Genomic DNA, 21,636 nt, shown 5'->3' with positions numbered 1-21,636 from the left:
GAAAGCACCGGTCTTGAAAACCGGCATACGTTAATAGCGTATCTAGGGTTCAAATCCCTATCTCTCCGCCACTTTTAAAAAAAAAACCGCTGTTCTGACAGCGGTTTTTTTGTATCTGCTGTTTTTTAACCGCTGTTATCGAAACTTCTAATTGATTTTTCTCTAGCTCTTTCTCCAAGTTTTTGCGTACCTACTTTGGGTTTAGTTTACGCAGTAATACCTTCAATCGAAGACATTTCCATACGTCTCATTTGGGCTTCAAATAGAGCCTTCTTAAGTCTCAACGTGGGATGCTTAAACGCATTTTGATAGAGTTCCAGTCTAAATACTGCGGATGCACTTGGAGAAAAAATGAAGCTACTTTACTGGTTAGATGAATGGCAAGCTCTTACTCAACAAGAACAAGAGATGGCTTTACCTATCTCTGGCTACGATTTACTTGATGATGTGTTTGTGAAGTATGAACTCGTCGATCTTAACAAGCCATTGTTGTTTACATTTTCTCCTTCCGGTACTGATGTGCAGGTACAAGATTTAACTCCGGATTTTTCTCCTTGGGGCTACGAGCTCGGAATACAACAACAAGTAAACATTATTGCCTTTCAACATTTAGGACAAAGTAATTGGTTCCGTAGTCGGAATTTGATTTTCTTTCTGGAGCAGCTATCTGAGTTGCTTCATCCCTTCAAATGTCGTTTGGGTTATGGGCAAAGTCGAGGTGGCTTTGCAATTGGCGCGTTCGCTAACTTGCTGAAACTAGAACATCTTTTGTTGTTTTATCCTGTTAGCACTAAAAATAAAGCGTTAGTGCCTTGGGATGATCGGCCGAGTACTGAGCTTGCTCAGCAGTTTGCTTGGGAAAGCGGCTACCATGATCGAGATTTGGGCAATGCCAAAGGTTATATTATTTATGACCCATCCAATCGCATTGATCGTCTTCATGCTGAACGTTATCCAGAGCTTACCCATTTAAAAGTCGTCGGTATGGGACACGGCACTCAATCCACACAATTAGATAAATTAGAATTTTTTAATCTGGTGGCGCAGGAGTTTGTTCGCCATCAAACCTTAGATATTGACCAATTTAATAAGCAAATTCACGCTTTGTTTTAAAAGAGGACTGATATCAGAGTCCCCTGTAACCAGGGGGAGATGATCACACACTAAAAACTAGATTTTTAACACAATTGCTAGGCGCAATTTAGATGGAGGATTAATGAAGTTACTGTACTGGTTGGATGAATGGCTGGCTCTTTCTCGTGAAGAACAGCAAACCAGGCTACCGATATCCGGGGAGGACTTACTTGATGATGTATTTGTTAAGTATGAGTTTGTCGACCGCAATAAACCGTTGTTGTTCACCTTTTCCCCTGCTGGTACGAATCTACAAGTACAGGACTTACACTCAGATTTTGCGCCTTGGGGTTATCGCTTAGCCCAGAAACAAAAAGTAAATATTATTTCATTTCAGCATCTTGGGAAAAGTAACTGGTTTCGCAGCCGTAATTTGATTTTCTTTCTAGAGCAGCTATCAACTTTACTTGAGCCTTTTGAATGTCGTTTAGGTTATGGGCTTAGCCGCGGTGGTTTTGCTATTGGTGCCTTTTCTAATCTATTAAAGTTGGATCAAGTATTGATGTTTCACCCGGTCAGCACAAAAAACAAAGTTTTGGTGCCATGGGATGATAGGCCAAGTACTGAACTTGCCCAACAATTTGATTGGGAAGGAAAGTATCACGACCTCGACCTTGGCGATGCAAAAGGCTATATCATTTATGATCCAACTAATGAAATCGACCGCCTTCACGCCAAACGCTACCCAGAGCTCACTCACTTAAGAGTCTTCGGGATGGGACATGGTACCCACGCGACGTATTTGAATAAATTCGGTTTTTATAAGCAAGTGGCCGTAGACTTTATACGTTATCAGAAGATAGATATAGCGCAGTTTCGTCATCAGACCAAAACGCTGCGCTTAAAAGAAGATTACTATCAGTGCCTTAACAAGGCGAATGCGAGCTCGCAGCATCGTTTAAACTTACTGAGTACCGCTCATAATGTACTAATTGAAGAAAAGAAAGAACATGTGAAGGAGCATCAAGCGCAAATCGATATTCAGCCACTTGTTGATATTGCACTTAAGCATGAGTATGACAACCCGCAAGATGCAGTACAGCTTTTGGAAGTCGCTCAGCAGCTGGTTCCGAATGATCCCGTTGTGGAGCACAAGTTGCAGCAACTGTCGTAGCGTTGAGGTGTAATGCGGACGATATTGGTCGAAATAGGTCAGTGGCTTTTGTCGCTGGCCTTTTTAATAGCTTATGGATTGATATGTCGATGAAATCTAATGAAGCAGTACAAAATAAAAAGCCCAAGCAAATGCTTGGGCTCCATAAATGTTAATGCGAGTTTTAAAACTCTTTTGGCGCAAAGCCTGTCATCACATCAAGGCGAAGTTCTTTACCAACTTTTGTTAATGGGTGAACGATTACTAAGCCGCGTACGCGTTTTTTCAGTTTGCCGATGTCCGCTTGTTCTGCTTTGGTGATTTCACGAGAGAATGGCATATCAAGTAAGCTTTTACGTTCTTTGTTCAGCTCATAGTTTTGCTTATGCTTTAACTGGTTAAGCTTTTTGGTTAGCTGTTCTACTTCATCCGTGAACTTTGTAATCATTTCGTGATCACCACGAGAACGTGCCGCATCAAGTTTACGTTGGCATGTATCTAAACGGTTGTGCAGCTTTTGAATATCAGTTTTTATGCTCATGGTAATTTGGCTCAAATTTTAAATAGTCGAGAAGTATAGCATAGCTGAGATCACACGCTCTACTATACTTCTCGATTGTCTGGCTTTAGTTAATCAGTTCATTGCCCGATACGTTACCAGAGAAAAAGGCTTCGACGTTATCAAGCGTCACAGAGGCAATATTATTAAGTGCTTCGTGAGTCAAGAATGCTTGGTGGCCAGTAAACAGCACGTTATGACAAGCCGATAAACGGCGGAAAACATCATCTACAATGACATCGTTAGATTTATCTTGGAAGAATAAGTCTTTTTCATTGTCATACACGTCTAGGCCAAGCGCACCAATCTTACCTTGTTTCAACGCTTCTATCGCCGCTAGTGAATCTAGCAACTCGCCTCGACTGGTGTTAATGATCATTACACCATCTTTCATTTGCGCGAAGGCTTTTTCGTTCAATAAGTGATAGTTTTCTTCACTCATTGGACAGTGGAGAGAGATAACATCCGCATTAGCGTAGATTTCTTCAAGCGAACAGTAACGGGCTCCCATTTCTAGTGCTAATGGATTTTCGTAGGGGTCGTAGCAAAGCAGTTCCATGCCAAGCCCTTTGAAGATACGCATCGTCGCGATACCAATCTTACCCGTACCAATAACACCAACGGTTTTTCCGAAAAAGTTAAAGCCAACAAGACCTTCTAGCGAGAAGTTGGCGTCACGTGTCCGTTGGTAGGCCTTGTGAAGACGGCGGTTTAGACACATCATTAAACCAACCGTGTGCTCTGCCACTGCTTCTGGTGAGTAAGCAGGAACTCGAACCACTTGTAAGCCTAGTTCTTTGGCTGCTTGTTGATCAACTTTATCAAATCCCGCGCAGCGCATAGCAATAAGCTTGGTCCCGCCTAGAGAAAGCTGTTTAAGAACGGGAGCTGAAAGATCATCATTAACGAACGCACATACAACATCACTGCCGTGCGCCATCTTGGCTGTTTTTTCGGTTAGTCGGAAGTCGTGATAGTGAAATTCAAAATCGCGGTTATTTTTAATTTTATTAAAAGAGGCTTCGTCGTAGGATTTTGCACTAAAAAAAGCAATGTTAATCATGGTTCCCTCTCAAAAAGTGCGGACTTTATAAATAAATATGCTTATAAAGTAATGCAACTTAGCCGCAATGAATAGAGAAATCTTCTCTTTGACTTTTGTTGTATCAAATAACAATAAGAAGTACGCCTTTCAGCGAGTGCTATCTTACGGTTCCGCATTAGATACTGTTTGCTTTACGAGCATTAACTGACTAGCATTATCGCTCTTTTCTTGTTCACTTTATTAGCTTAGGCGTTACGACAATGTCAGTAAAATGGTGCTCTATGTTCTTGTGTTGTATGTTTGCTTCTGGCACTCACGCAGCTGTTGACCTCGTTAAAGTCGACAAGTCTAAGCGTCGAATGTATTTGATGGAACAAGGAGCAGTGCTAAAAGAATACCGAATTGCTTTAGGAGCGAACCCTCAAGGACATAAACAAGAAGAGGGAGACAATCGCACGCCAGAGGGCGAATACACTTTAGATTATGTTATAGAGGACTCTGCTTTTTATCGTTCTGTGCATATCAGTTACCCTGATGCGATTGATGCGTTGGAAGCGAAGCGCCGAGGTGTCTCCCCTGGAGGGAACATCAAAATTCATGGCTTAAAAAACGGTGAGAGTCAGTTGCCGATTTACATCCAAAGTTTTGATTGGACTAATGGGTGTATTGCGATTACCAACGAGGAGATGGATGAATTTATCCAGCTTGTCGAGATGGGGACACCAATTCAGATTGAGTGGTAATAAAAGGTCCCCTTTAATGTTCTGGCTCTTATAGGCTATGGCATAAAGCGCTGTGGATGATCACTAAAAATACCGTCTAATTGAGGTAGGTATTTCAGTTTATTTGGATTGTTCACCGTATAGCACATCACTTTGTAACCGGCTTGTTGGAGTTTGTTTATCTGGCGAGTACGAACCCAGTTAATGTTTAGGTTGCAGCTATAGGCACTAACTTCTTCCAAAAGGCGTTTATCTTTTCTCGTAAAGAATTCACTTAACACACCCAATCGGTAGCCACTGCAGTATTTGTGCATCGCTCTAATGACGTCATGACTAAAGCTCGATAGGAGTACATTCTCTTGCGGCATTGGACTTTTTGCTAACGCATTGGCGAGAGTCTGCACCACTTCTTCCGCTGGATGGTTGTCTACTTTAACTTCGATATTCAAGTTAAGCTTATTCTCAGTAGCTAAAGTGAGCAGTTCATCTAGTGTCAAGATCTTCTCGCCTGAAAAGTCTGTGCTAAACCAACTACCGAAATCTAATGCTTTTAACTCTTCCAGGGTGAGCTCATCAACACGCCCTTGTCCATTGCTGCATCGATTGACGGTATGATCATGGCAAACCACTAAAACATTATCTTTGGTAGGTTGTATATCCACTTCCACCCACTTTAATCCCAGGTCAATGGCTGCTTGAATGCTTATTTTTGTATTCTCAGGGTATGAACCTGCCACGCCACGGTGACCAATTAATAACGTTTCCATTCGCTTTATCTTTTGCTTTGCGGTTGCCAGATTGTACTCGTTTTTTCTATGAAGATATATCTAGGTGCATATTGTTAGGAACCTTTAGTACAAGTGAACATTAAACTCTAATAGTACGTTGCTGCTTCTTGGACTGAGTCCTGTGGACTTAAAGCCTTAGAGTGTGTAGTTGTTTAATTGGTAAATGAGTAATAAAATGCGAACCATTTTTATTTGAATGATGAGTGGTAATGTCACGAGTTTTGATAGTCGATGATGACGTTCCTTTGTGTGAGCTGTTAGAAGCGGTTTTGCAAGAGGAGGGCTACATCGTATCTTCTGTGCATTGCGGTGAAAGTGCGCTGCAATATATGGAAAAAACGCCTGTAGATCTTGTATTGCTTGATGTCATGTTACCAAACCTTAACGGCATGCAAGTTGCTCGTAGGATCTGTCAGCGCTTCGCGACACCTATTCTAATGCTTACCGCTCTCAACGATGAAAACTCGATGCTTGATGGTTACCAAGCGGGGGCCGATCAGTATATCGGAAAGCCTTTTAATGTCGCTGAGCTTCTAATGCGCATCAAAGCGATTCTTCGTCGTGTTGGCTTGGAACGTCAACGTCAGACGATGTGTAGTACCGTTCAAACGATCAGTGACCAGCTTAATAGCTTACCCCTCACAAGTACGGAAGCTGAACTATTGAGCTACTTGGTAAAAAACCAAGGAGTCGTGATTTCAAAAGCAGAGCTTCAAACTGAAGTGTTAAAGAAAGAGCTGAGTCCTTTTGATCGCAACCTTGATATGCACATCAGTAACATACGTCGCAAGTTAGTTGAGGCGGGGCTTTCCAAGCAACATATCAAAACCTTCCGTGGCAAAGGTTACAGTTATTTAGAGGCTGTAAACCGTTAATGAAGCTCCGGTGTCCACCTTTTATTGCAAAACGTAAAGACAGCTTAGCGTTCAAGTTATTTAGTTGCATGACCGCAATTGTCATTAGCATTTTGGTCGTGCAATCCTTAGCGGAACAAGCTCTGGTGAAAGCCATGTTGAAAGTGCCCGATAGTGTGCGAGAAGAAATGCTAGACCTTGCACATCAAGCTAACGTATTGATTGAGCACGGAGACATGGACGAACTTGCTGACTGGGCAAATGCGCAAAACTTTTATTTATTTGTGTTGAATGAACATCAGCAACCAGTTACGCACCGTCTGATGCATCCGCACTTCGAGTTCAAACTTCAATTTAAGAGAAGCATCGATGATCAACTTGAGGGGAAAGTGAATCGCCCCATCATCAATATTCCTTTAGTTCATGGCAATACTTTAGTGATTCAATTGCCACATCGACTGCACCCTGCAAATGACTTCATTCTGTATTTCTCTATTCTCAAAGTCGTGATTGCAGTGGTTATTTTGGCGCTCTTTTCGCTGCTAATGGCACGTAACTTACAGCAACCATTGGATCGATTGAGAGAAGCAAGCAAAAAGCTATCTAATGGCGATTTTAATGTTAGTGTCGTGAAAGAGCTGAAGTCGAGCACGCGTGAGTTTAACGAGTTAGCGCAAGACTTCGATCACATGACGCAACAGATTCATTCTCTCGCTGAAAAGCAGCGACTGCTTATAAGAGATGTCTCTCACGAATTGAGAACGCCGTTAGCGAGGCAGAACTTGGTTCTGCATCTTTTGCGAAAGCGTGTTGGAGAAAGTGAGCAAAGCCTAGTGACAAGGCTAGAAGATGAAGCAAAAGAGCTAAACCATTTGATCAGCGATATATTGGAGTTCAGTCGCTTGGAAAATGCGCGCTTCGACAAAGCCACGAAACGCTGTGATTTAGAAGTTTTGCTCTCCCCGCAAGTAGAACGTTGCAAAATAGATTTGAAGTCAGAACAGACGTTGTCTTTCCGCTCAGAAGCTGTATGTGCTAAAGCCATTTGTGAAGAAACGCTGGTCATTCGTTGTTTGAACAATCTTATTGGTAATGCCATTAAATATTCAGGACAAGCATCTCAGATAGAAGTTTCTCTGGAAAATTATGTCAAAGAAGGGCAGCAATTCACCACCATGTCAGTATCTGATAATGGGCCTGGTATTCCAGAGAACAAGCTGGTCGATATTTTTGATCCGTTTACACGCTTAGATGCTTCTAGAGATAAAAAGCTTGGTGGCTACGGTTTAGGTCTTGCGATTGTCAAAGAATCCATGCGTATTATGGGTGGAGCAGTCACGGCGAAAAACCGTGAGCAAGGTGGTTTGAGGGTTACTTTAGTGTTCAAACAATAAGTATGATTAAGTTGTATTTTTTGTGATTAATGTCACATTATCATGGCGCATCATCAGAGAGTACTTTACAAAAGTTTGCAAATGCAAAGAATGTAAATTTAATGCAAATGGTAATACTTATCACTTATATTCACCCGCGAAATAATTAAGAGGGAATCGCATTCAACAAGTATGTGACCCGAAAAATAATAATCGGAGTGAAAGGATATGTTTACTAAGAGCCATTTGGCGTTAGTGATCGGTGCAGTGTTAGCAACACCTGCAGTGGCGGAAGTTCAAACAGACGAACATGTAGTTGTAGAAGGTCGAGAGTTCGGCTACAAGGCAGATACAAACAGTACAGCAATGCGCATGGAAATGACGCAGCTGGAAACGCCGGGACAAGTAGCGGTTATCGATGAAACGGTAATTGATGAGCAGCGTGCAAGTACACTTGGTGAAGTGCTACGTAACGATGCAAGTGTTAGCGCGGGTGGTACAAGCCGTAACCGCGAACGTTTCTCTCTACGTGGTTTTGAACTTAGCAGTTCAGACGGTTTTCTTCGTGATGGTCGTCAACACTGGTCACACTATCGTCAGCCAATTGAGCTTTTAGAGCGTGTTGAAGTGCTTAAAGGTCCATCAGGTCTGCTATACGGTAAATCTGAGCCGGGTGGCTTGGTAAACATGGTTTCGAAAAAACCAACAACTCAAACACAAGCAAGTTTGAGTCAAGATCTAGGTTCGAATGATCACTCACGCACTGTGCTTGATGTGAGCGGCGCGCTAAATGATGCAGAGACACTGCGAGCGCGCGCAATTTTTGCCAAAGAAAGCTACGGCTCTTGGCGCAGGTACGGTGATGGCACTGAGCCTAAAACAGATCGTACGGTAGCTGGCCTAGTGGTTGAGTACGATATCACAGACAACTTTATGGTATCGGCTCATTACGATCGCACGAAAGACGATGGTAGCGTGGACTCTGGCGCATACATTGTTGATGGCAAAGCGGTTCGCGGTGATAAGTACATTTGGGATGCGCAGTGGTCTGAAATTGATAACGAAGTAGAAAACTACGGTGTCGATATTAATGCGCAAGTCACGGATAACGTGAACGTAAAAGCAGGTTACAACCGCCAAGACTTTAAGCGTTTTGATGTAGAGTCTTACCCTAAGTTTGATCAGTATGAAGAGTTAAATACGATTAAGCATCGAGGCAACGATCGCTCCGATAATTGGGTATTTGATACTGCATATATAGATGTGACGACGGACTTTACTTTGTTCGGTACGGAAAACACGTTGTTAGTGGGCGCTAACTACTTAGATTACAGTTATGATCGCTTTATGGCATTTCATAATGAGGCGAGTATTGCGCCAGGAGAAACGGTGCCTAAGCCTAGCTATCGTAGTTCGAAGAAATCACCAACTGCTGAGTACGATACTTGGGGTATCTACGCGCAAAATATGATGACGATTAATGATTACTGGCAAGTGCTTGCAGGTGTTCGTTATGACGAAAAGCGTGATGATGAACTGACCGAAAACCAGGTTTCTCCAAAATTTGGTGTCATTTTCCACCCATCGACGAATGGCTCGGTTTACGTTCAGTATTCTGAAAGTTTCATGCCTCAAGGTGAAGTCAGCAACGGTAGTCGTACCTACATCAATGAAGGTGAGAAACTCGACGCTGAGCGTGGTATCTCTTATGAAATCGGTACGAAGTGGGAACTGTTTGATCAGCGTTTATTTGTATCTGGTGCTGTGTTTGATATCACGTTAGAGAACATCTCGCTGGATGTTGAAAGCGGCAAAGACGCGGGCGGCAATCTCCTACACAAGAAAACGCAAGGTGGTGAGCAAGTTCACAAAGGCGCTGAGTTAATGGCTCAAGGTTTTGTGACCCCAGAGTTGTCGCTAACCGCTTCTGCGATGTATTTGGATGCAGAGCTTAAGAAGGCAGAAAGATATGAAGGTAACCGCCCTGTAGACGTGCCAGAGTTCTCGGCAAGTCTATGGTCTAGCTACAAGGTTCAAGACAACACTAACTTAAACCTTGGTTTGATTTATGAAGGTGATCGCTACGGTGATGCAAAGAACACCTTCAAGAAAGATGGCTACGCTCGCGTTGATATGGGCGTGTCATACAAACATAAGTACGATGAAAACTTGGATATCATTGCTCGATTCAATGTCGAGAATTTATTCGATACCGACTACTTCGCAGGTGGTGGTAGCACGAATGGCGAGCAAAAAGGTGCGAGTGGGGTTGTGGTTGGAGAAAGCCGCAACTACATGGCAACAATCCAGTTCAAGTACTGATAACAATTTGATTATTAAAGGGGAAGGGTAGTCTTCCCCTTTGGTCGTTTTTGGAACACAGAAATATAACTCGTATGAATCTAATGAAATCAAGTATCGCTCTGTTGATATCATCGGTTTTGATTCCCGCTCACGCGGCGAACTTAAACGATGCACAAGCTGTGCAGAGTAAAACAAACCAGTCGTCGGCGGTAAGCCAAAAACGTATTGATGCAAGCGCAGAAAAATCACTTACTCTAGAAGCTGAAATTGAGCAGCTGCAAGAGGAAGTCGGTAACTTGAAGATTTATCGCGATCATCTTGCAAGCCTTGTTGAAAGTCAAAATCAAGAAGTTGATAGCTTGAACGAGCAAATTGAGCAGATTGCTCAAACTCGTCAAGGTGTCGTGCCTTTGATGTATCACATGCTTGAGGGCTTAAAAGTGCTCGTCGCTAACGACAAGCCTATACGCAAAGCGCAACGTGAGGAGCGAATTGCAAAGCTGGATTCCATGATGACGCGTGCAGACGTTGCGGATGCAGAGAAGTTTCGTCGTATTTTAGAAGCGTACCAAATTGAAATGGATTACGGCACCAAGCTTGGCGTTTACCAAGGCAAGATTAACCTAGGTGACAATGAAGCTGTGGAGGCGGACATTCTCTATTTAGGGCGTTTGTCTTTGGTAGCGCGTAGCTTATCTGGTGACACATTTTGGAGCTGGTCACAGCAACAACAAGCATGGCAACAAGTGGGTTCTGAGCAAAAATCAGAGCTAGACAAAGCGTTCGCTATGGCGAATAAACAGATCGCGCCGAGCATGTTAACTCTACCAGTGTCGTTAACCGCTGCGGAGGGCAAATAAATGATGAAAAAATGGTTATCGGTTGCATTAATCTCGACAGCCGCATTAATGCCTTATACAACTTTTGCTAGTGATGCGTTGTTACAAAAGGCGCAGCAAGAAAATCGTCAACAGCAATCGCACAATGTCGCGCGTGAATCAGGTTTTAAGCAAACAGAGCAAGACCTACAGGCTATAAAGAATAAATTGGTGGCAGAGCGTGCTGCTCTTCAAGCAGAGGCGGACTCATTAAGTGTTACCTTCGGTGAAAATGAAGCAGAACTGGCACAGCTAGAAGAAAAGTTGCGTCTAGAAACCGGGAGCCTAGGTGAGTTATTTGGCGTCGTTCGCCAGAACGCAAAAGAGCTAGAGTCTGAGCTAAAAAGCTCAGTAACCGGTGTAGATGCAAACTCATATCAGAAAGATATCGATGCTATTGTTGCGGCTAAATCACTGCCAACGTTGACCCAACTTCAGGCGATGTGGCGCAGCATGGAAGAACAAATCAAAGCAAGCGGTGAAATGGCAAACGTCTCTTTCACACTGCTAAATGGCGAGGGTCGTGAACAAACGGTTAGTGGTGTTCGTCTTGGTTCTATGGCGCTGCTGGATGACACTGGCTACGTTAAGTGGAATGGTCAACGCGGAGATGCGGTAAACTATCTTCGTCAGCCTGAAAGCGGTCCAACAGCGAATACTATTTCCTCTGGTGACATTGATGCGCTTGTCATAGATCCGTCACGTGGCATTCTTCTTGAGCAGCTCGCAAACTCACCGACTTTGGCTGATCGCCTAAATGCGGGTGGCGTTGTCGGCAAAATCATCCTTGGTTTATTGGCTATCGGCCTATTGATTGCGCTCGTACGTGGTGCATCTCTGATGATTTCGCGCCAGAAAATCATGAAGCAACTGAAAACCCCAGCGCAGCCAGGAAACAACCCTTTGGGTCGCGTGCTTGCGGTATACCAGAAAGACAAGCATCGCAGCGTAGAAGCGTTAGAACTACGTCTTTTGGAAGCCGTTGTTGATGAGCAAACCCACCTAGAAAAAGGGTTGTCGATGCTTAAGCTTCTTGCTGCTCTAGCTCCTATGCTTGGCCTACTAGGCACGGTAACGGGTATGATCGAAACCTTCCAAGTCATCACTCAATTTGGTAATGGTGATCCGAAAGTAATGGCGGGTGGCATTTCGATGGCACTTGTGACTACCGTACTTGGCCTTGTTTCAGCCATGCCTTTGCTATTAGCGCACAACGTATTGAGCTCTCAAGCAGAAAATATTCGCAGTATCTTAGAAAAACAAGGCATCGGTTTAGTTGCAGAACAAGCTGAGCGTGATATGCCGAATAACAAAAGTCACTCTAACACCTTAGCGGAGAACGCAGCGTAATGGAGCAGATCCTACTCAGCACATTGGGTTTGAACAGTGAGGATTGGGCCACAACCTTGATGAGCTTTATGCAGCAAGGTGGTCAAATCCTATGGTGGCTGGCCGCCGTCGTGGCGGTGTGCTGGCTGTTGGTTATGGAGCGAGTTATTTATCTCACAACGGTTTTCCCTGGGGTAAAAAAACAGCTTTGTGAGCAGTGGCACGCAAGATCAGAGCACCACTCTTGGTACGCGCATCAAATCCGTGAAGGATGGATTGCAAAAGCGCAAATCGAACTACGCCAAAACCTATCGACTATTAAGCTACTTGTGGCGGTTTGCCCAATGCTAGGGTTGTTAGGGACGGTGACAGGCATGATTACGGTGTTTGACGTAATGGCATCGCAAGGCAGCAGCAATCCGAAATTGATGGCTTCTGGTATCTCACTTGCTACGCTGCCAACCATGGCAGGTATGGTAGCAGCGCTTGCGGGCATGTTTATTCATGCTCGCCTTAGCAAAGTGTGTGAACGAAAAGCTATCCAGTTAGAACAATCTTTAAGGAGTCAAAAGTGAGACTCGGACGCAGACCTAACCAACAAGATGAAGCTCAAGTCGATTTAACCTCGATGCTTGATATCGTCTTCATCATGTTGATCTTCTTCATTGTGACCAGTTCGTTTGTACGTGAATCCGGTGTAGAAGTGAATCGCCCCCAGGCTTCTAATGTAGTAAGTCAAAAAGACGCGGGCATTTTTATCGCAGTAACGGCAGCGAATGATGTGTACATTGACAAACGAGTGGTTGATATTGAGCGTGTTGAGGCCTCTATTGAGCACCTGTTACTTGATCAACCTGATGCCTCGTTAGTTATCCAAGCTGACGAGCATGCTTACAATGGCACTGTCGTGAAAGTGATGGACGCTGCAAAGGCGGCGGGTGTGAAGAACATTGCATTGGCGGCGGAGAAACCTTAATGGGCAGGCTGTTACTTGCACTACCAGCATCACTGTTAATTTCTGTGAGCTTGTTTAGCTTTATGGCGTGGATGGTTGATAAAGGCAACCAGCGTGCACCAGAAGCTTCAGAAGCCGTTCGTTTTGATATGGTGATGGTAGAGAATGAAGCAGACGTGCAGCGTCGTCAACGTTCAGTGCCGGAGCAACCAGAACCACCTCAAGCGCCGGAGCCAATGGATCTGTCTCAAGCTGACACTCAAATGGAACCAATGAGTCAGATGACGCCAGTCAGTGCTTTAGGTTTAAACACAGCCCTTGAAGGCATCGCGATTAGCGCTCCAAACTTGAAGGGAACAATGGGCAACCAGCAAGCACTGCCGTTGTATCGTGTTGATCCTCGTTATCCAAGTAAGGCGCTGAAACGTAGAGTGGAAGGTTATGTCATTATGCGTTTCACGATCGATGCAACTGGACGACCAAAAGATATTGAAGTGATCGAGGCTGAGCCCGAGCGCATGTTTGAAAGGGAAGCAATCCGTGCGCTTAAAAAATGGAAGTATCAGCCAAAAGTTGAGGATGGTGTGTCAATTGAGCAGTTCGGACAAACCGCTAAAGTGGAGTTCAAGTTAGCCAAATGATGAAAAAATTCTTAATCGGTACGGTATTAAGCCTGAGTGCACTCTCAACCATTGCCAGTGAGTTAAGCCAATACACCGCAGCGAGAGTTCAACGAGCACACAACTTGGCTCAAGAGGAGAAACTAAAAGAAGCGATTTCATCTCTTGAAGCTATGGAGCTTTCTCGTGGATATGACCAAGCTTATGTCGCTCGAATGTTGGGTATTTTTTACTGGCAGAACGAGCAAACTCAAGCGGCGATTAAGCAACTTGAGTTGGCAGTCAATAGTGGTTTGCTACAAGATGAGCAAGCATGGCAAACCCGAAAAATGTTGGCTGATATACTGCTGAACGAGCAACGTTTTTCTAAGGCTTTACCTCATTACTATGCCTTGAGCAAAAACATTCCTAAAGGTCAAAAAGCGCATGAACTATGGCTGCGTATTTCCCAATCTCATTATCAACTGAGTCAGTGGCAAAAAGTGCTTTCAGCAATGGCTCGTTATGAGAAGTTTGGTCAGCCAGACAAGCTTGGCGCATTGTCGATAAAGCTTTCTGCTGAGCTAGAACTGAAAAAGTGGAAGCCGGCAATCTCGACCATCAAACGCTTAATAGTGATTGAACCTGAGCGAATTGAATGGTGGCGTCAGCTTGTTGCTCTATATCTACGGGTTGATGACAACAAACGTGCCCTAGACTCTTTGGCGTTGGCAAAACTGAAAGGGTTACAACTTAGCCAAGATGACTTAAAGCTGCTGGCACAATTGTACGCGAAACGAGGTATTCCTGAGAGAGCTGCATTGGTGATGAACGAGCTAGAGGATGTAAACTCGAATAGTAAGCTAAAAGCTCAGCAAGCAACGTATTGGCAAATGGCAAAAGAGTGGGAAGAGTCTATTGATAGCTGGCGTATTGCAGCTCAGCTAGATAGGCAGTATTACTGGAACTATTCTCAACTGCTGGTGCAAGAAGGCCATTATAAAGATGCCATTGCCGCGCTCGATAATGTCAGAGGTCGTAAAGCGGATGTTGCACTTATCAAAACTCGCGCTTACTACAAACTTAAGCGGTTTGACGATGCGCTCGCTAATGCCAAAAGAGCGAATGAGATTAAGCCATCGAATCAGGCAAAAAGTTGGGTTAAGTATCTATCTCAGCTACGCAAAGTAGAATCGACGCAGAACTCATAGCGAACATTTTTATTAAATACCCGAGCTCAGTCTCGGGTATTTTTTTGTCTAAAGTCATAAAGGCTATTTACTGCATGAGTTTTTCATAAAAGGCTAACGCATCAAATGGTCGGGAGAAAAAGGGTTTTTTCTCTATATATTCTTGATGTACTTTGCTCAGTGTTTCAAACTTTTCTATAGATGTAGGTTCGATATGAAAAGTAAGGCTTTCAGTCGATTCTACAAGCTTTAATGTTGAGGTTCTTGAAGCGTTATTTTTTGCTATTAATAAGTGATATGCTAGTTCTTGTTTCTCTTTTAAGACACAAGCTTCAAAAGCTTTTTCGCTTAAAAAAGGCAGAACAGGAGTTAATGCTTCTATATGGTTCTTTGAATACTCTAGGATTTTTTTGTCAGGCGTATTCTGTTTTGCCATAGATTCACACTGCTTTATCTTAGCACCATAATTATCAATAGATTGGCTTACATTTTTAAATAAACTGTCTTCAAATTTTGCATTTGCTAAAGCGACACTTGAGAAAAATGATAAGAGTATTATTACAGCGTTCTTGTTCATATTTTACATCCATCTGAGATCGCTTTCCAAAATCTATATTGCTTGCTATCGTGTACATGATCAAGTGCTTGGAAAGTGGCGATTTTTTCGATTTCTCTCAGCTTGATCTGATCTAAGGCACTATATGATTTGAAGTAATACTCCCAATTAGCTTGTGATATACTCCAAGCAGTTTGGCTTGCATCAGAAGAAATTCCTCTTCCTAATCCAATGCTAACATTTTTAGCGGTTTCCCATCCTGGTTTGGCGGGAATAGCAGTAATTGCTTTAGATAGGCCACTACTCGCTGTCCCCTTCAGGGAGTTTCCTCCAAAAATACTCCAAAGGTTACCCTAGCTAATAAATACTTTGGCCGATCTCTCTAATTCATGTAATTCATTTATTCTATCGATAGCTTTCAAACTCTTTTCATCAAATACAATACCGATGATCGCAGGACATTTATTCATGTTTTACACCGAAAGTAATTAGGTTAAAAGAACATAGTAACCTACGTTTATATGAGATCTATGTCATTTTTGCGAACTGAGGAAGTGGTTTAACTTTTAGTTATTTTAATTGAGATGATTATTATCTAAAAGGTAGGCAATCGGTAACTCGCATTGGGCCAAATAGCTAAAACATGTGCAAGCCAAGCTGAATTGAAAAAGTAAACAATGTAAATTAAATGCCAATACGAATGATTATCACCTAAATTATGCCCCACATTTATTGGTGATGATTGTTTCTATGTTGCTTAAAAGCAAAGGTGTTCAAACTTGGGCTCGCCGCCTACATATCTATATTTCGATGGCTCTTCTCTTAGTTACGCTGTTTTTTGCAGTAACTGGTATTACCCTCAATCGCCCCGAATTGTTTGAACGCAGTGAACCTATCATTCAACAACATACTCTGACGGTTCCGCACTCAGTTCTATTCTCACATTCAGATACCTTTCAACCTAATCGTGAAGAACTGGTAGCTTTCTTGACTAAAGAAACCGAGCTTCGCGGCACTCCTTCCGCACTAGATGTGTATACCGAAGTTGAGCAAGGTGAGTTGTTACTCGGAGAGCTTTCTATGGATTTTAAAGGCCCGGGTTATAACGCTACGGTCTTTATTGATATGACTACTGGTGCGGCTGATGTTGAAACGACGCACTACGGTATTGTTGCGCTGCTGAACGATCTACATAAAGGACGCAACAGTGGCGGGATTTGGAAGTGGTTTATCGACGTCACTGCGCTTTTGATGGTGTTTTTTGTTCTTACAGGCGTGTGCTTGTTACTGCCTAAGAAGAAGACGCTCAGAACGTCAATGCAATGGATGAGCTTTGGTACGTTACTGTCGCTCGTAATTTATTTTGTTGCTGTTCCATAACAGCTTTTTTAGAGAACACTTATGTTGAACACAGGAAGGTTTTTCCGCCGTAATCACTTTTGTAAAGCCGCTTTGATCGCGGCTTTTACTCCTTTCTCTCTTTCCGCGGCGCCTCTACCAGATAACGCGAAGGTCGACTTCGAACTCGAACTTCCAAAGATAGATACCTCAATGTATGCACGCCCTTATGTGGCGGTTTGGGTTGAAAACGATCAGCGTAAACCGGTTAAAACCATTCAGTTATGGGTAGGGAAAGACGAATGGTTAAAAGATCTACGCAGCTGGTGGAGAAAAGCGGGTCGTTATGATCGTGAACTTGTTGATGCGGTGACTTCTGCAACACGTCCTGCTGGTCAATACCGCTTTGTCTGGGATGGAACCAATGACGCAGGGGAGCGTTTGGAACAAGGAAATTACACGTTGTACGTCGAGGTCGTTCGTGAACACGGTGGGCGAAACTACTTACGTCAAAAAATAACGCTAGCGGACAGTGACGTGCGCTATGAGCTTAAACCAACACAAGAGACGGGTGTCATCACCGTCAATTATCAAGTTAAGTGATTAAAGGACACAACAATGAAAACCAAAATGAAAGCAGTGGCATTGGCGAGTGTAATGGCAATGGGATTGGCTGTAACCACCACCGCACAAGCACATCCACGTTGGGTTCTGCCCTCTCACTTTACGGTTTCTAAAGAAGGCGGTGACTGGCTGACATTTGATGTTACTGCCTCTCACGGAACGTTTGTTTTTGATAAGCCTGCGGGTAGTGATCAGGCATTTGTGGTGATGCCGGATGGCCGCTCTGAGCGTCCTAACTTTGTTGTTCGTGGCAAGCGTCGCTCTATGTTTGATTTCTTTTTTACAGAAGAAGGCACGCACAAAGTCGCGATTAATAATCAGCCGAGCTACTACACACAATACAAAGCGGGCCGTCGTGATACGGTGAAATGGGCGCGAGCAAACAAAGCTGAGCGTGGTGACGTGCTTCCTGAGCAAGCGCGTGATGTGGTTACTCAACTAAGTTACACCCGAGCAGAAAGCTACATTACGGTTGGTATGCCAACGGACAAAGCGTTGGAGATTGAAGGCAAAATGCTGGAGATGAAACCGATCACGCATCCATCGGACATCATTGAAGGTGAGCCTGTGACTTTCCAGTTTTTCTTTAACGGAGAGCCACAAGAGGGCGTTACTGCTGAGATTACACGTGAAGGTACCATGTACCGAAACCATCAAGAACAAATCGATGTGGTGAGCGATAAAGATGGCAAAGTGATCTTCACGCCAGAAGTCGCTGGGCGCTACTTAATGAAAGCGAACTACAAAGGTGAATTAAAAGATAATCCATTGGCGGATAAAGCGAGTGCCAATGTTCATCTTACGTTTGAAACTCAACTTAACTAATCGAATTAGGCTCAGCAATTGCTGGGCCATTTTGGAATTATCATGAATAACACTTCTCTTCTAAAAGCGGTTTTGCTTTTTTCTGGATTTGCGTCCTTTCACGCTGCTGCACATTTTCCTCTGATGAGCTGTCACTTGGCGCAAGATAAAGTGATTTGTGAAGCGGGCTACTCGGATGGATCGACAGCGGTCGACTACGATGTCGAAATGTACGATTACGACGACAATCTGATCGCCAAAGAAAAAACAGATAAGCGTTCCATCGCAGAATTTACTCACCCTGAAACAGATTTCTATTTGGTATTTGATGCCGGACATGAAAGCCCGGTGGAAGTGGATATCGTTGAGCTGAAAGAGAAATGAGCGTTCAGAAAGTTCGCCCTGATAATGGTAACCGAGAAGGAAAGTGGGTCGCACTGACAATCGCAGCGATTCTCAGTTCAGCAGCCATACTTATGCCCTACCATCAGGTCGCGACTGAAAAGCCAGACATGCAGTCTCATCAAGTGTTAATCACGGATTTACATCAAAACGAGTTGGGGTTGATCGCTGAACTTAAGCTCGCTCATGAAGAGATTCGTGATTTGCAGTTAGATACCGGAACTTGGCCTGAGATCTCTGATATGGAGGCGCTTTGGATTGCTCCATTCGTGAAAGACCAAAACTGGAAGCGTAAAGGTTCTCATCAGTGGCAACGAATTGATGACGGTGTCTACATTGGCGTGAAGACCAGTGCCCAAGGCTCTGCTTCCATGCTGTTGGATAGCCGCAGTTCTCAAGCTGATATTTGGTTTAATGATTCTAGCCGTTCGTTAAATGTGGAGGGACTAAGCGATCTAGCTAAACGCCACGATTTCGGCTGGAAACAAATCATTCTGTCAGACTCTTCTTCCCACTCTCACGCCCATTAAGACAACATAATTGATAAGTACTATGATCAAACGCTCTCTTTTACGTCGTATTCTTACAGCCACCGCGTTATTGACGGTGTCTTCTACTGGCTTTGCTGCCGATAAACTCAGTATTGGTATTACGCTTCAACCTTATTACAGCTATGTTAAAGCCGTTGTTGGTGAGAAGGCGGACATCGTTCCTTTGGTTGATGCTGGTTTTAATCCTCACAACTATTTGCCACAACCTAATGATCTTAAGCGCTTAAATGAAATGGACGTAATAGTGATCAATGGTATTGGTCATGACGATTTTGCACTGAAAGTGATCAAGGCTTCTCAGCGTGATGATCTCGTGGTTATCGAAGCGAACAAAGAAGTGCCTTTATTGCCTGCTATGGGGCAGTCTGTTGGTCAAGGAGCAGTGAACCCTCACACCTTTGTCGGTTTATCAACAACCATTCAAAAGGTTTACACCATCGCGAGTGAGCTAAGCCAATTGGACCCAGACAATGCTACGTTCTATCGCCAAAATGCCCGTAAATACGCAAAAACATTTCGCCTGATGAAGCGTGATGCAATGTTGTCTCTTGGTGAGTTGGACACGGCTGGTATGAAGGTGGCGACAACCCACAATGCTTACGGATATATCCTTCAGGAGTTTGGTGTTGACGTTGCCGCTGTCATTGAGCCTGCTCATGGTGTAGAACCAAGTGCAAGTCAGCTACAGGAAACGATAGAGAAAATTCGTGAATCGGGCATTGATGTGCTGTTTTATGAGCTCAATATGCCGAATCGCTTTGTTGATACCATCGAAGAGGCGACTGGGGTGCAGCTTTATCGCTTTTCTCACATGACTCACGGTGAGTATGAGGCTGATAAAGTCGAGGTTGAGATGCGAGATAATGTGGAAACACTAATCGAAGCCATGAAATTTGTGGCGAGTAAGCGAGCAGGGGAAAAGGCGTAATGACTGGACCTTCCGTTTCCTTAAGTAACGTGGGCCTAAAATACGCCGACAATATCATTTTGCAGAACATCAGCGCCGAATTCGAGAGCGCGAAATGTCACGTGATTATGGGACCGAATGGTGGTGGGAAAACTTCTTTGCTTCGTTCGGTACTTGGACTTACGCCGTTTTCGGGAAACATTGCACTCAATTGGCCAGAGCCATCAGCTGCATCGGGGAAGATAGGGTATGTGCCACAAAAAGCGATGTTTGAAGCAAGCCTCCCGTTAACCGTGATGGATTTTGTACTGCTTAACCAAACCCGTATCCCTCTATTTTGGCGACGTAAAACGAAACAAACTCAACATGCCCTGGCCCAGCTGGATCGCGTGGGTATGGCAACGCGTAGCGACCGTCGTATGGGGCAACTCTCTGGCGGTGAGCAACAGCGTGTTTTGTTTGCGCAAGCTTTACTGGATGAGCCCAATTTATTGGTTTTAGACGAACCTACAACTGGCATGGATGAGCAAGGTGTTCGATATCTTGAAGGTTTGATTCATGAAGTCGTTGGAGAAGGCAAAACGGTACTGGCAGTACACCATGACGTGACCGCAGTGCGCCGTTTAGATGCGCAGGTCCATGTTGTAAATCGTCAAATTGTGGCGTCAGGGCACCATTCAGATGTACTAAGTCCTGATCGTATAGAAACATTATTCAAGCACTACACAGCAAAAGTGGAGGCTGCATAATGGATTGGTTGCGAGAGTTAGCGGTTAGCGGCGTTGAAGCTGGATGGTTAAGCGATAGCTTTTCTTATGCTTTCATGGTGAACGCAATTGTTGCAGCGCTGATATTAGGACCATTACTTGGTGGTCTTGGTACATTAGTCATCGCCAAGCGACTGGCTTTTTTCTCTGAAGCGGTTGGGCATGCTGCGCTTACCGGAATCGCGATTGGTGTGTTGCTCGGTGAGCCGCCAGAGAATCCGATCATCGGATTGTTTAGCTTTTGTATGATTTTTGCGCTGTTGCTTCACTTTGTTCGTAATCGTACGAATGTACCTTACGACACACTGGTTGGGGTTTTTCTTGCACTAGCGTTAGCGGTTGGTGCTGCGCTGTTAATGTACGTTGCTCGCAAGATCAACATTCACATGTTGGAGAACGTGTTGTTTGGCTCGATCTTGACTGTGACGGACAACGATATCCTTATTTTAGCGATCAGTTGTTTGATCATATTACTGCTTCTTATTCCAACGTTTAACCGCATTTTGCTAACTTGTATCAACCCGGATATTGCACGTGTACGCGGCTTTAATACCAGCTTTTATGATTACTTATTTGTCATGATGATCACCTTGGTCACCATCGCCGCGGTAAAGATTATTGGCGCGGTATTGGTTGGTGCATTGCTACTGATTCCTGGTGCAACGGCTAGGTTATTGACTAAACGCATGGGCAGTTTTGTTCTCCTTTCTTCTTTATTGGCAACCATTGCGTGTTTAGTAGGAACCATACTGCCGATGGAGCTTGAGCTACCAGTGCCATCAGGCGCATCCATCATCATTGTTTCTGCGGCATTTTTCCTAATAGCAACGGTTTACCGAATTATCCAAAAAGCGTAACCCTTTT

General features: G+C 43.9%; 24 protein-coding genes. 20 read left to right on the top strand and 4 right to left on the bottom strand.

Annotated elements, in window-relative coordinates; all coding sequences use genetic code 11:
* The first annotated feature begins 351 nt into the window (after positions 1-351).
* The gene (locus R7E78_RS17370; RefSeq protein ID WP_005374276.1) at positions 352-1,113 is read left to right on the top strand and encodes a hypothetical protein; all 762 of its coding nucleotides are present in this window, start codon (positions 352-354) and stop codon (positions 1,111-1,113) included.
* Positions 1,114-1,216: 103 nt separating this feature from the next.
* A complete protein-coding gene (locus R7E78_RS17365) occupies positions 1,217-2,248 on the top strand; it encodes a cytosolic protein (RefSeq protein ID WP_318058106.1) in 1,032 nt (343 codons plus the stop codon).
* Positions 2,249-2,411: 163 nt separating this feature from the next.
* Here the strand turns inward: R7E78_RS17365 and R7E78_RS17360 are convergent, their stop codons facing one another.
* Positions 2,412-2,768 carry a YibL family ribosome-associated protein gene (locus tag R7E78_RS17360; RefSeq protein ID WP_005374274.1) on the bottom strand — a complete coding sequence of 119 codons (357 nt, stop codon included), beginning with the start codon at positions 2,766-2,768 and terminating at the stop codon, positions 2,412-2,414.
* An 85-nt stretch (positions 2,769-2,853) separates the two neighbouring features.
* Positions 2,854-3,849 (bottom strand): 2-hydroxyacid dehydrogenase, encoded by a 996-nt coding sequence (locus R7E78_RS17355; protein WP_033906222.1) that lies wholly within the window; start codon positions 3,847-3,849, stop codon positions 2,854-2,856.
* A 242-nt stretch (positions 3,850-4,091) separates the two neighbouring features.
* Between R7E78_RS17355 and R7E78_RS17350 the strand changes: the two genes are divergently transcribed.
* The gene (locus R7E78_RS17350; RefSeq protein ID WP_047102844.1) at positions 4,092-4,574 is read left to right on the top strand and encodes a murein L,D-transpeptidase family protein; all 483 of its coding nucleotides are present in this window, start codon (positions 4,092-4,094) and stop codon (positions 4,572-4,574) included.
* Positions 4,575-4,609: 35 nt separating this feature from the next.
* Here R7E78_RS17350 and R7E78_RS17345 read toward each other — a convergent pair whose 3' ends face one another.
* Positions 4,610-5,320: a glycerophosphodiester phosphodiesterase family protein gene (locus R7E78_RS17345; protein WP_053350831.1), complete on the bottom strand. Its 711-nt coding sequence runs from the start codon at positions 5,318-5,320 to the stop codon at positions 4,610-4,612.
* Between the two features lie 230 nt (positions 5,321-5,550).
* On the opposite strand from R7E78_RS17345, the gene R7E78_RS17340 reads away from it, so the two are divergent.
* The 9 genes from R7E78_RS17340 (at position 5,551) to R7E78_RS17300 (ending at position 14,844) form a co-directional block, all read left to right on the top strand.
* Positions 5,551-6,216: a response regulator transcription factor gene (locus R7E78_RS17340; RefSeq protein WP_005386018.1), complete on the top strand. Its 666-nt coding sequence runs from the start codon at positions 5,551-5,553 to the stop codon at positions 6,214-6,216.
* Entirely contained in the window at positions 6,216-7,589 is a 1,374-nt protein-coding gene (locus R7E78_RS17335) for a sensor histidine kinase (RefSeq protein ID WP_064369509.1), read from the top strand. Before R7E78_RS17340 ends, R7E78_RS17335 begins: the two co-directional genes overlap by 1 nt.
* 207 nt (positions 7,590-7,796) lie before the next feature.
* Positions 7,797-9,890: a TonB-dependent siderophore receptor gene (locus R7E78_RS17330; protein ID WP_213871503.1), complete on the top strand. Its 2,094-nt coding sequence runs from the start codon at positions 7,797-7,799 to the stop codon at positions 9,888-9,890.
* Between the two features lie 74 nt (positions 9,891-9,964).
* On the top strand, positions 9,965-10,732 hold the full coding sequence (locus tag R7E78_RS17325; protein WP_005374260.1) for a DUF3450 domain-containing protein: 768 nt from the start codon (positions 9,965-9,967) through the stop codon (positions 10,730-10,732).
* Positions 10,733-12,100, top strand: a complete 1,368-nt coding sequence (locus R7E78_RS17320) for a MotA/TolQ/ExbB proton channel family protein (protein WP_042523423.1) — start codon at positions 10,733-10,735, stop codon at positions 12,098-12,100.
* Positions 12,100-12,654, top strand: a complete 555-nt coding sequence (locus R7E78_RS17315; protein WP_318058105.1) for a MotA/TolQ/ExbB proton channel family protein — start codon at positions 12,100-12,102, stop codon at positions 12,652-12,654. The genes R7E78_RS17320 and R7E78_RS17315 overlap by 1 nt, the downstream gene beginning before the upstream one ends.
* Entirely contained in the window at positions 12,651-13,055 is a 405-nt protein-coding gene (locus tag R7E78_RS17310; RefSeq protein ID WP_005374257.1) for an ExbD/TolR family protein, read from the top strand. The genes R7E78_RS17315 and R7E78_RS17310 overlap by 4 nt, the downstream gene beginning before the upstream one ends.
* A complete protein-coding gene (locus tag R7E78_RS17305; RefSeq protein ID WP_005374256.1) occupies positions 13,055-13,675 on the top strand; it encodes an energy transducer TonB in 621 nt (206 codons plus the stop codon). Before R7E78_RS17310 ends, R7E78_RS17305 begins: the two co-directional genes overlap by 1 nt.
* Positions 13,672-14,844: a tetratricopeptide repeat protein gene (locus R7E78_RS17300; protein ID WP_005374255.1), complete on the top strand. Its 1,173-nt coding sequence runs from the start codon at positions 13,672-13,674 to the stop codon at positions 14,842-14,844. Before R7E78_RS17305 ends, R7E78_RS17300 begins: the two co-directional genes overlap by 4 nt.
* A 67-nt stretch (positions 14,845-14,911) precedes the next feature.
* Here R7E78_RS17300 and R7E78_RS17295 read toward each other — a convergent pair whose 3' ends face one another.
* Positions 14,912-15,400, bottom strand: coding sequence for a hypothetical protein (locus tag R7E78_RS17295; protein WP_054576197.1), 489 nt, complete (start codon positions 15,398-15,400; stop codon positions 14,912-14,914).
* Positions 15,401-16,129: 729 nt separating this feature from the next.
* On the opposite strand from R7E78_RS17295, the gene R7E78_RS17290 reads away from it, so the two are divergent.
* The 8 genes from R7E78_RS17290 to R7E78_RS17255 are packed head-to-tail and all read left to right on the top strand — an operon-like array spanning position 16,130 to position 21,629.
* Positions 16,130-16,759 (top strand): PepSY-associated TM helix domain-containing protein, encoded by a 630-nt coding sequence (locus tag R7E78_RS17290; protein ID WP_021035904.1) that lies wholly within the window; start codon positions 16,130-16,132, stop codon positions 16,757-16,759.
* A 21-nt stretch (positions 16,760-16,780) separates the two neighbouring features.
* Positions 16,781-17,320 (top strand): DUF2271 domain-containing protein, encoded by a 540-nt coding sequence (locus tag R7E78_RS17285; RefSeq protein ID WP_017635538.1) that lies wholly within the window; start codon positions 16,781-16,783, stop codon positions 17,318-17,320.
* A 15-nt stretch (positions 17,321-17,335) separates the two neighbouring features.
* Entirely contained in the window at positions 17,336-18,166 is an 831-nt protein-coding gene (locus R7E78_RS17280; RefSeq protein ID WP_005374252.1) for a DUF4198 domain-containing protein, read from the top strand.
* A gap of 42 nt (positions 18,167-18,208) precedes the next feature.
* A complete protein-coding gene (locus tag R7E78_RS17275; protein ID WP_005374251.1) occupies positions 18,209-18,529 on the top strand; it encodes a hypothetical protein in 321 nt (106 codons plus the stop codon).
* Positions 18,526-19,077 carry a DUF6162 family protein gene (locus R7E78_RS17270; RefSeq protein WP_137282880.1) on the top strand — a complete coding sequence of 184 codons (552 nt, stop codon included), beginning with the start codon at positions 18,526-18,528 and terminating at the stop codon, positions 19,075-19,077. Before R7E78_RS17275 ends, R7E78_RS17270 begins: the two co-directional genes overlap by 4 nt.
* A gap of 22 nt (positions 19,078-19,099) precedes the next feature.
* Positions 19,100-20,026: a metal ABC transporter solute-binding protein, Zn/Mn family gene (locus R7E78_RS17265; RefSeq protein ID WP_005374249.1), complete on the top strand. Its 927-nt coding sequence runs from the start codon at positions 19,100-19,102 to the stop codon at positions 20,024-20,026.
* Positions 20,026-20,754, top strand: coding sequence for a metal ABC transporter ATP-binding protein (locus R7E78_RS17260; RefSeq protein ID WP_205391282.1), 729 nt, complete (start codon positions 20,026-20,028; stop codon positions 20,752-20,754). Before R7E78_RS17265 ends, R7E78_RS17260 begins: the two co-directional genes overlap by 1 nt.
* Entirely contained in the window at positions 20,754-21,629 is an 876-nt protein-coding gene (locus R7E78_RS17255) for a metal ABC transporter permease (protein WP_318058104.1), read from the top strand. The genes R7E78_RS17260 and R7E78_RS17255 overlap by 1 nt, the downstream gene beginning before the upstream one ends.
* The last annotated feature ends 7 nt before the right edge of the window (positions 21,630-21,636 follow it).

This window comes from Vibrio sp. YT-19(2023) (assembly GCF_033337395.1).
Note: the sequence above shows the minus strand (reverse complement) of the source record. Positions and strands in the feature narration are given on the sequence as shown.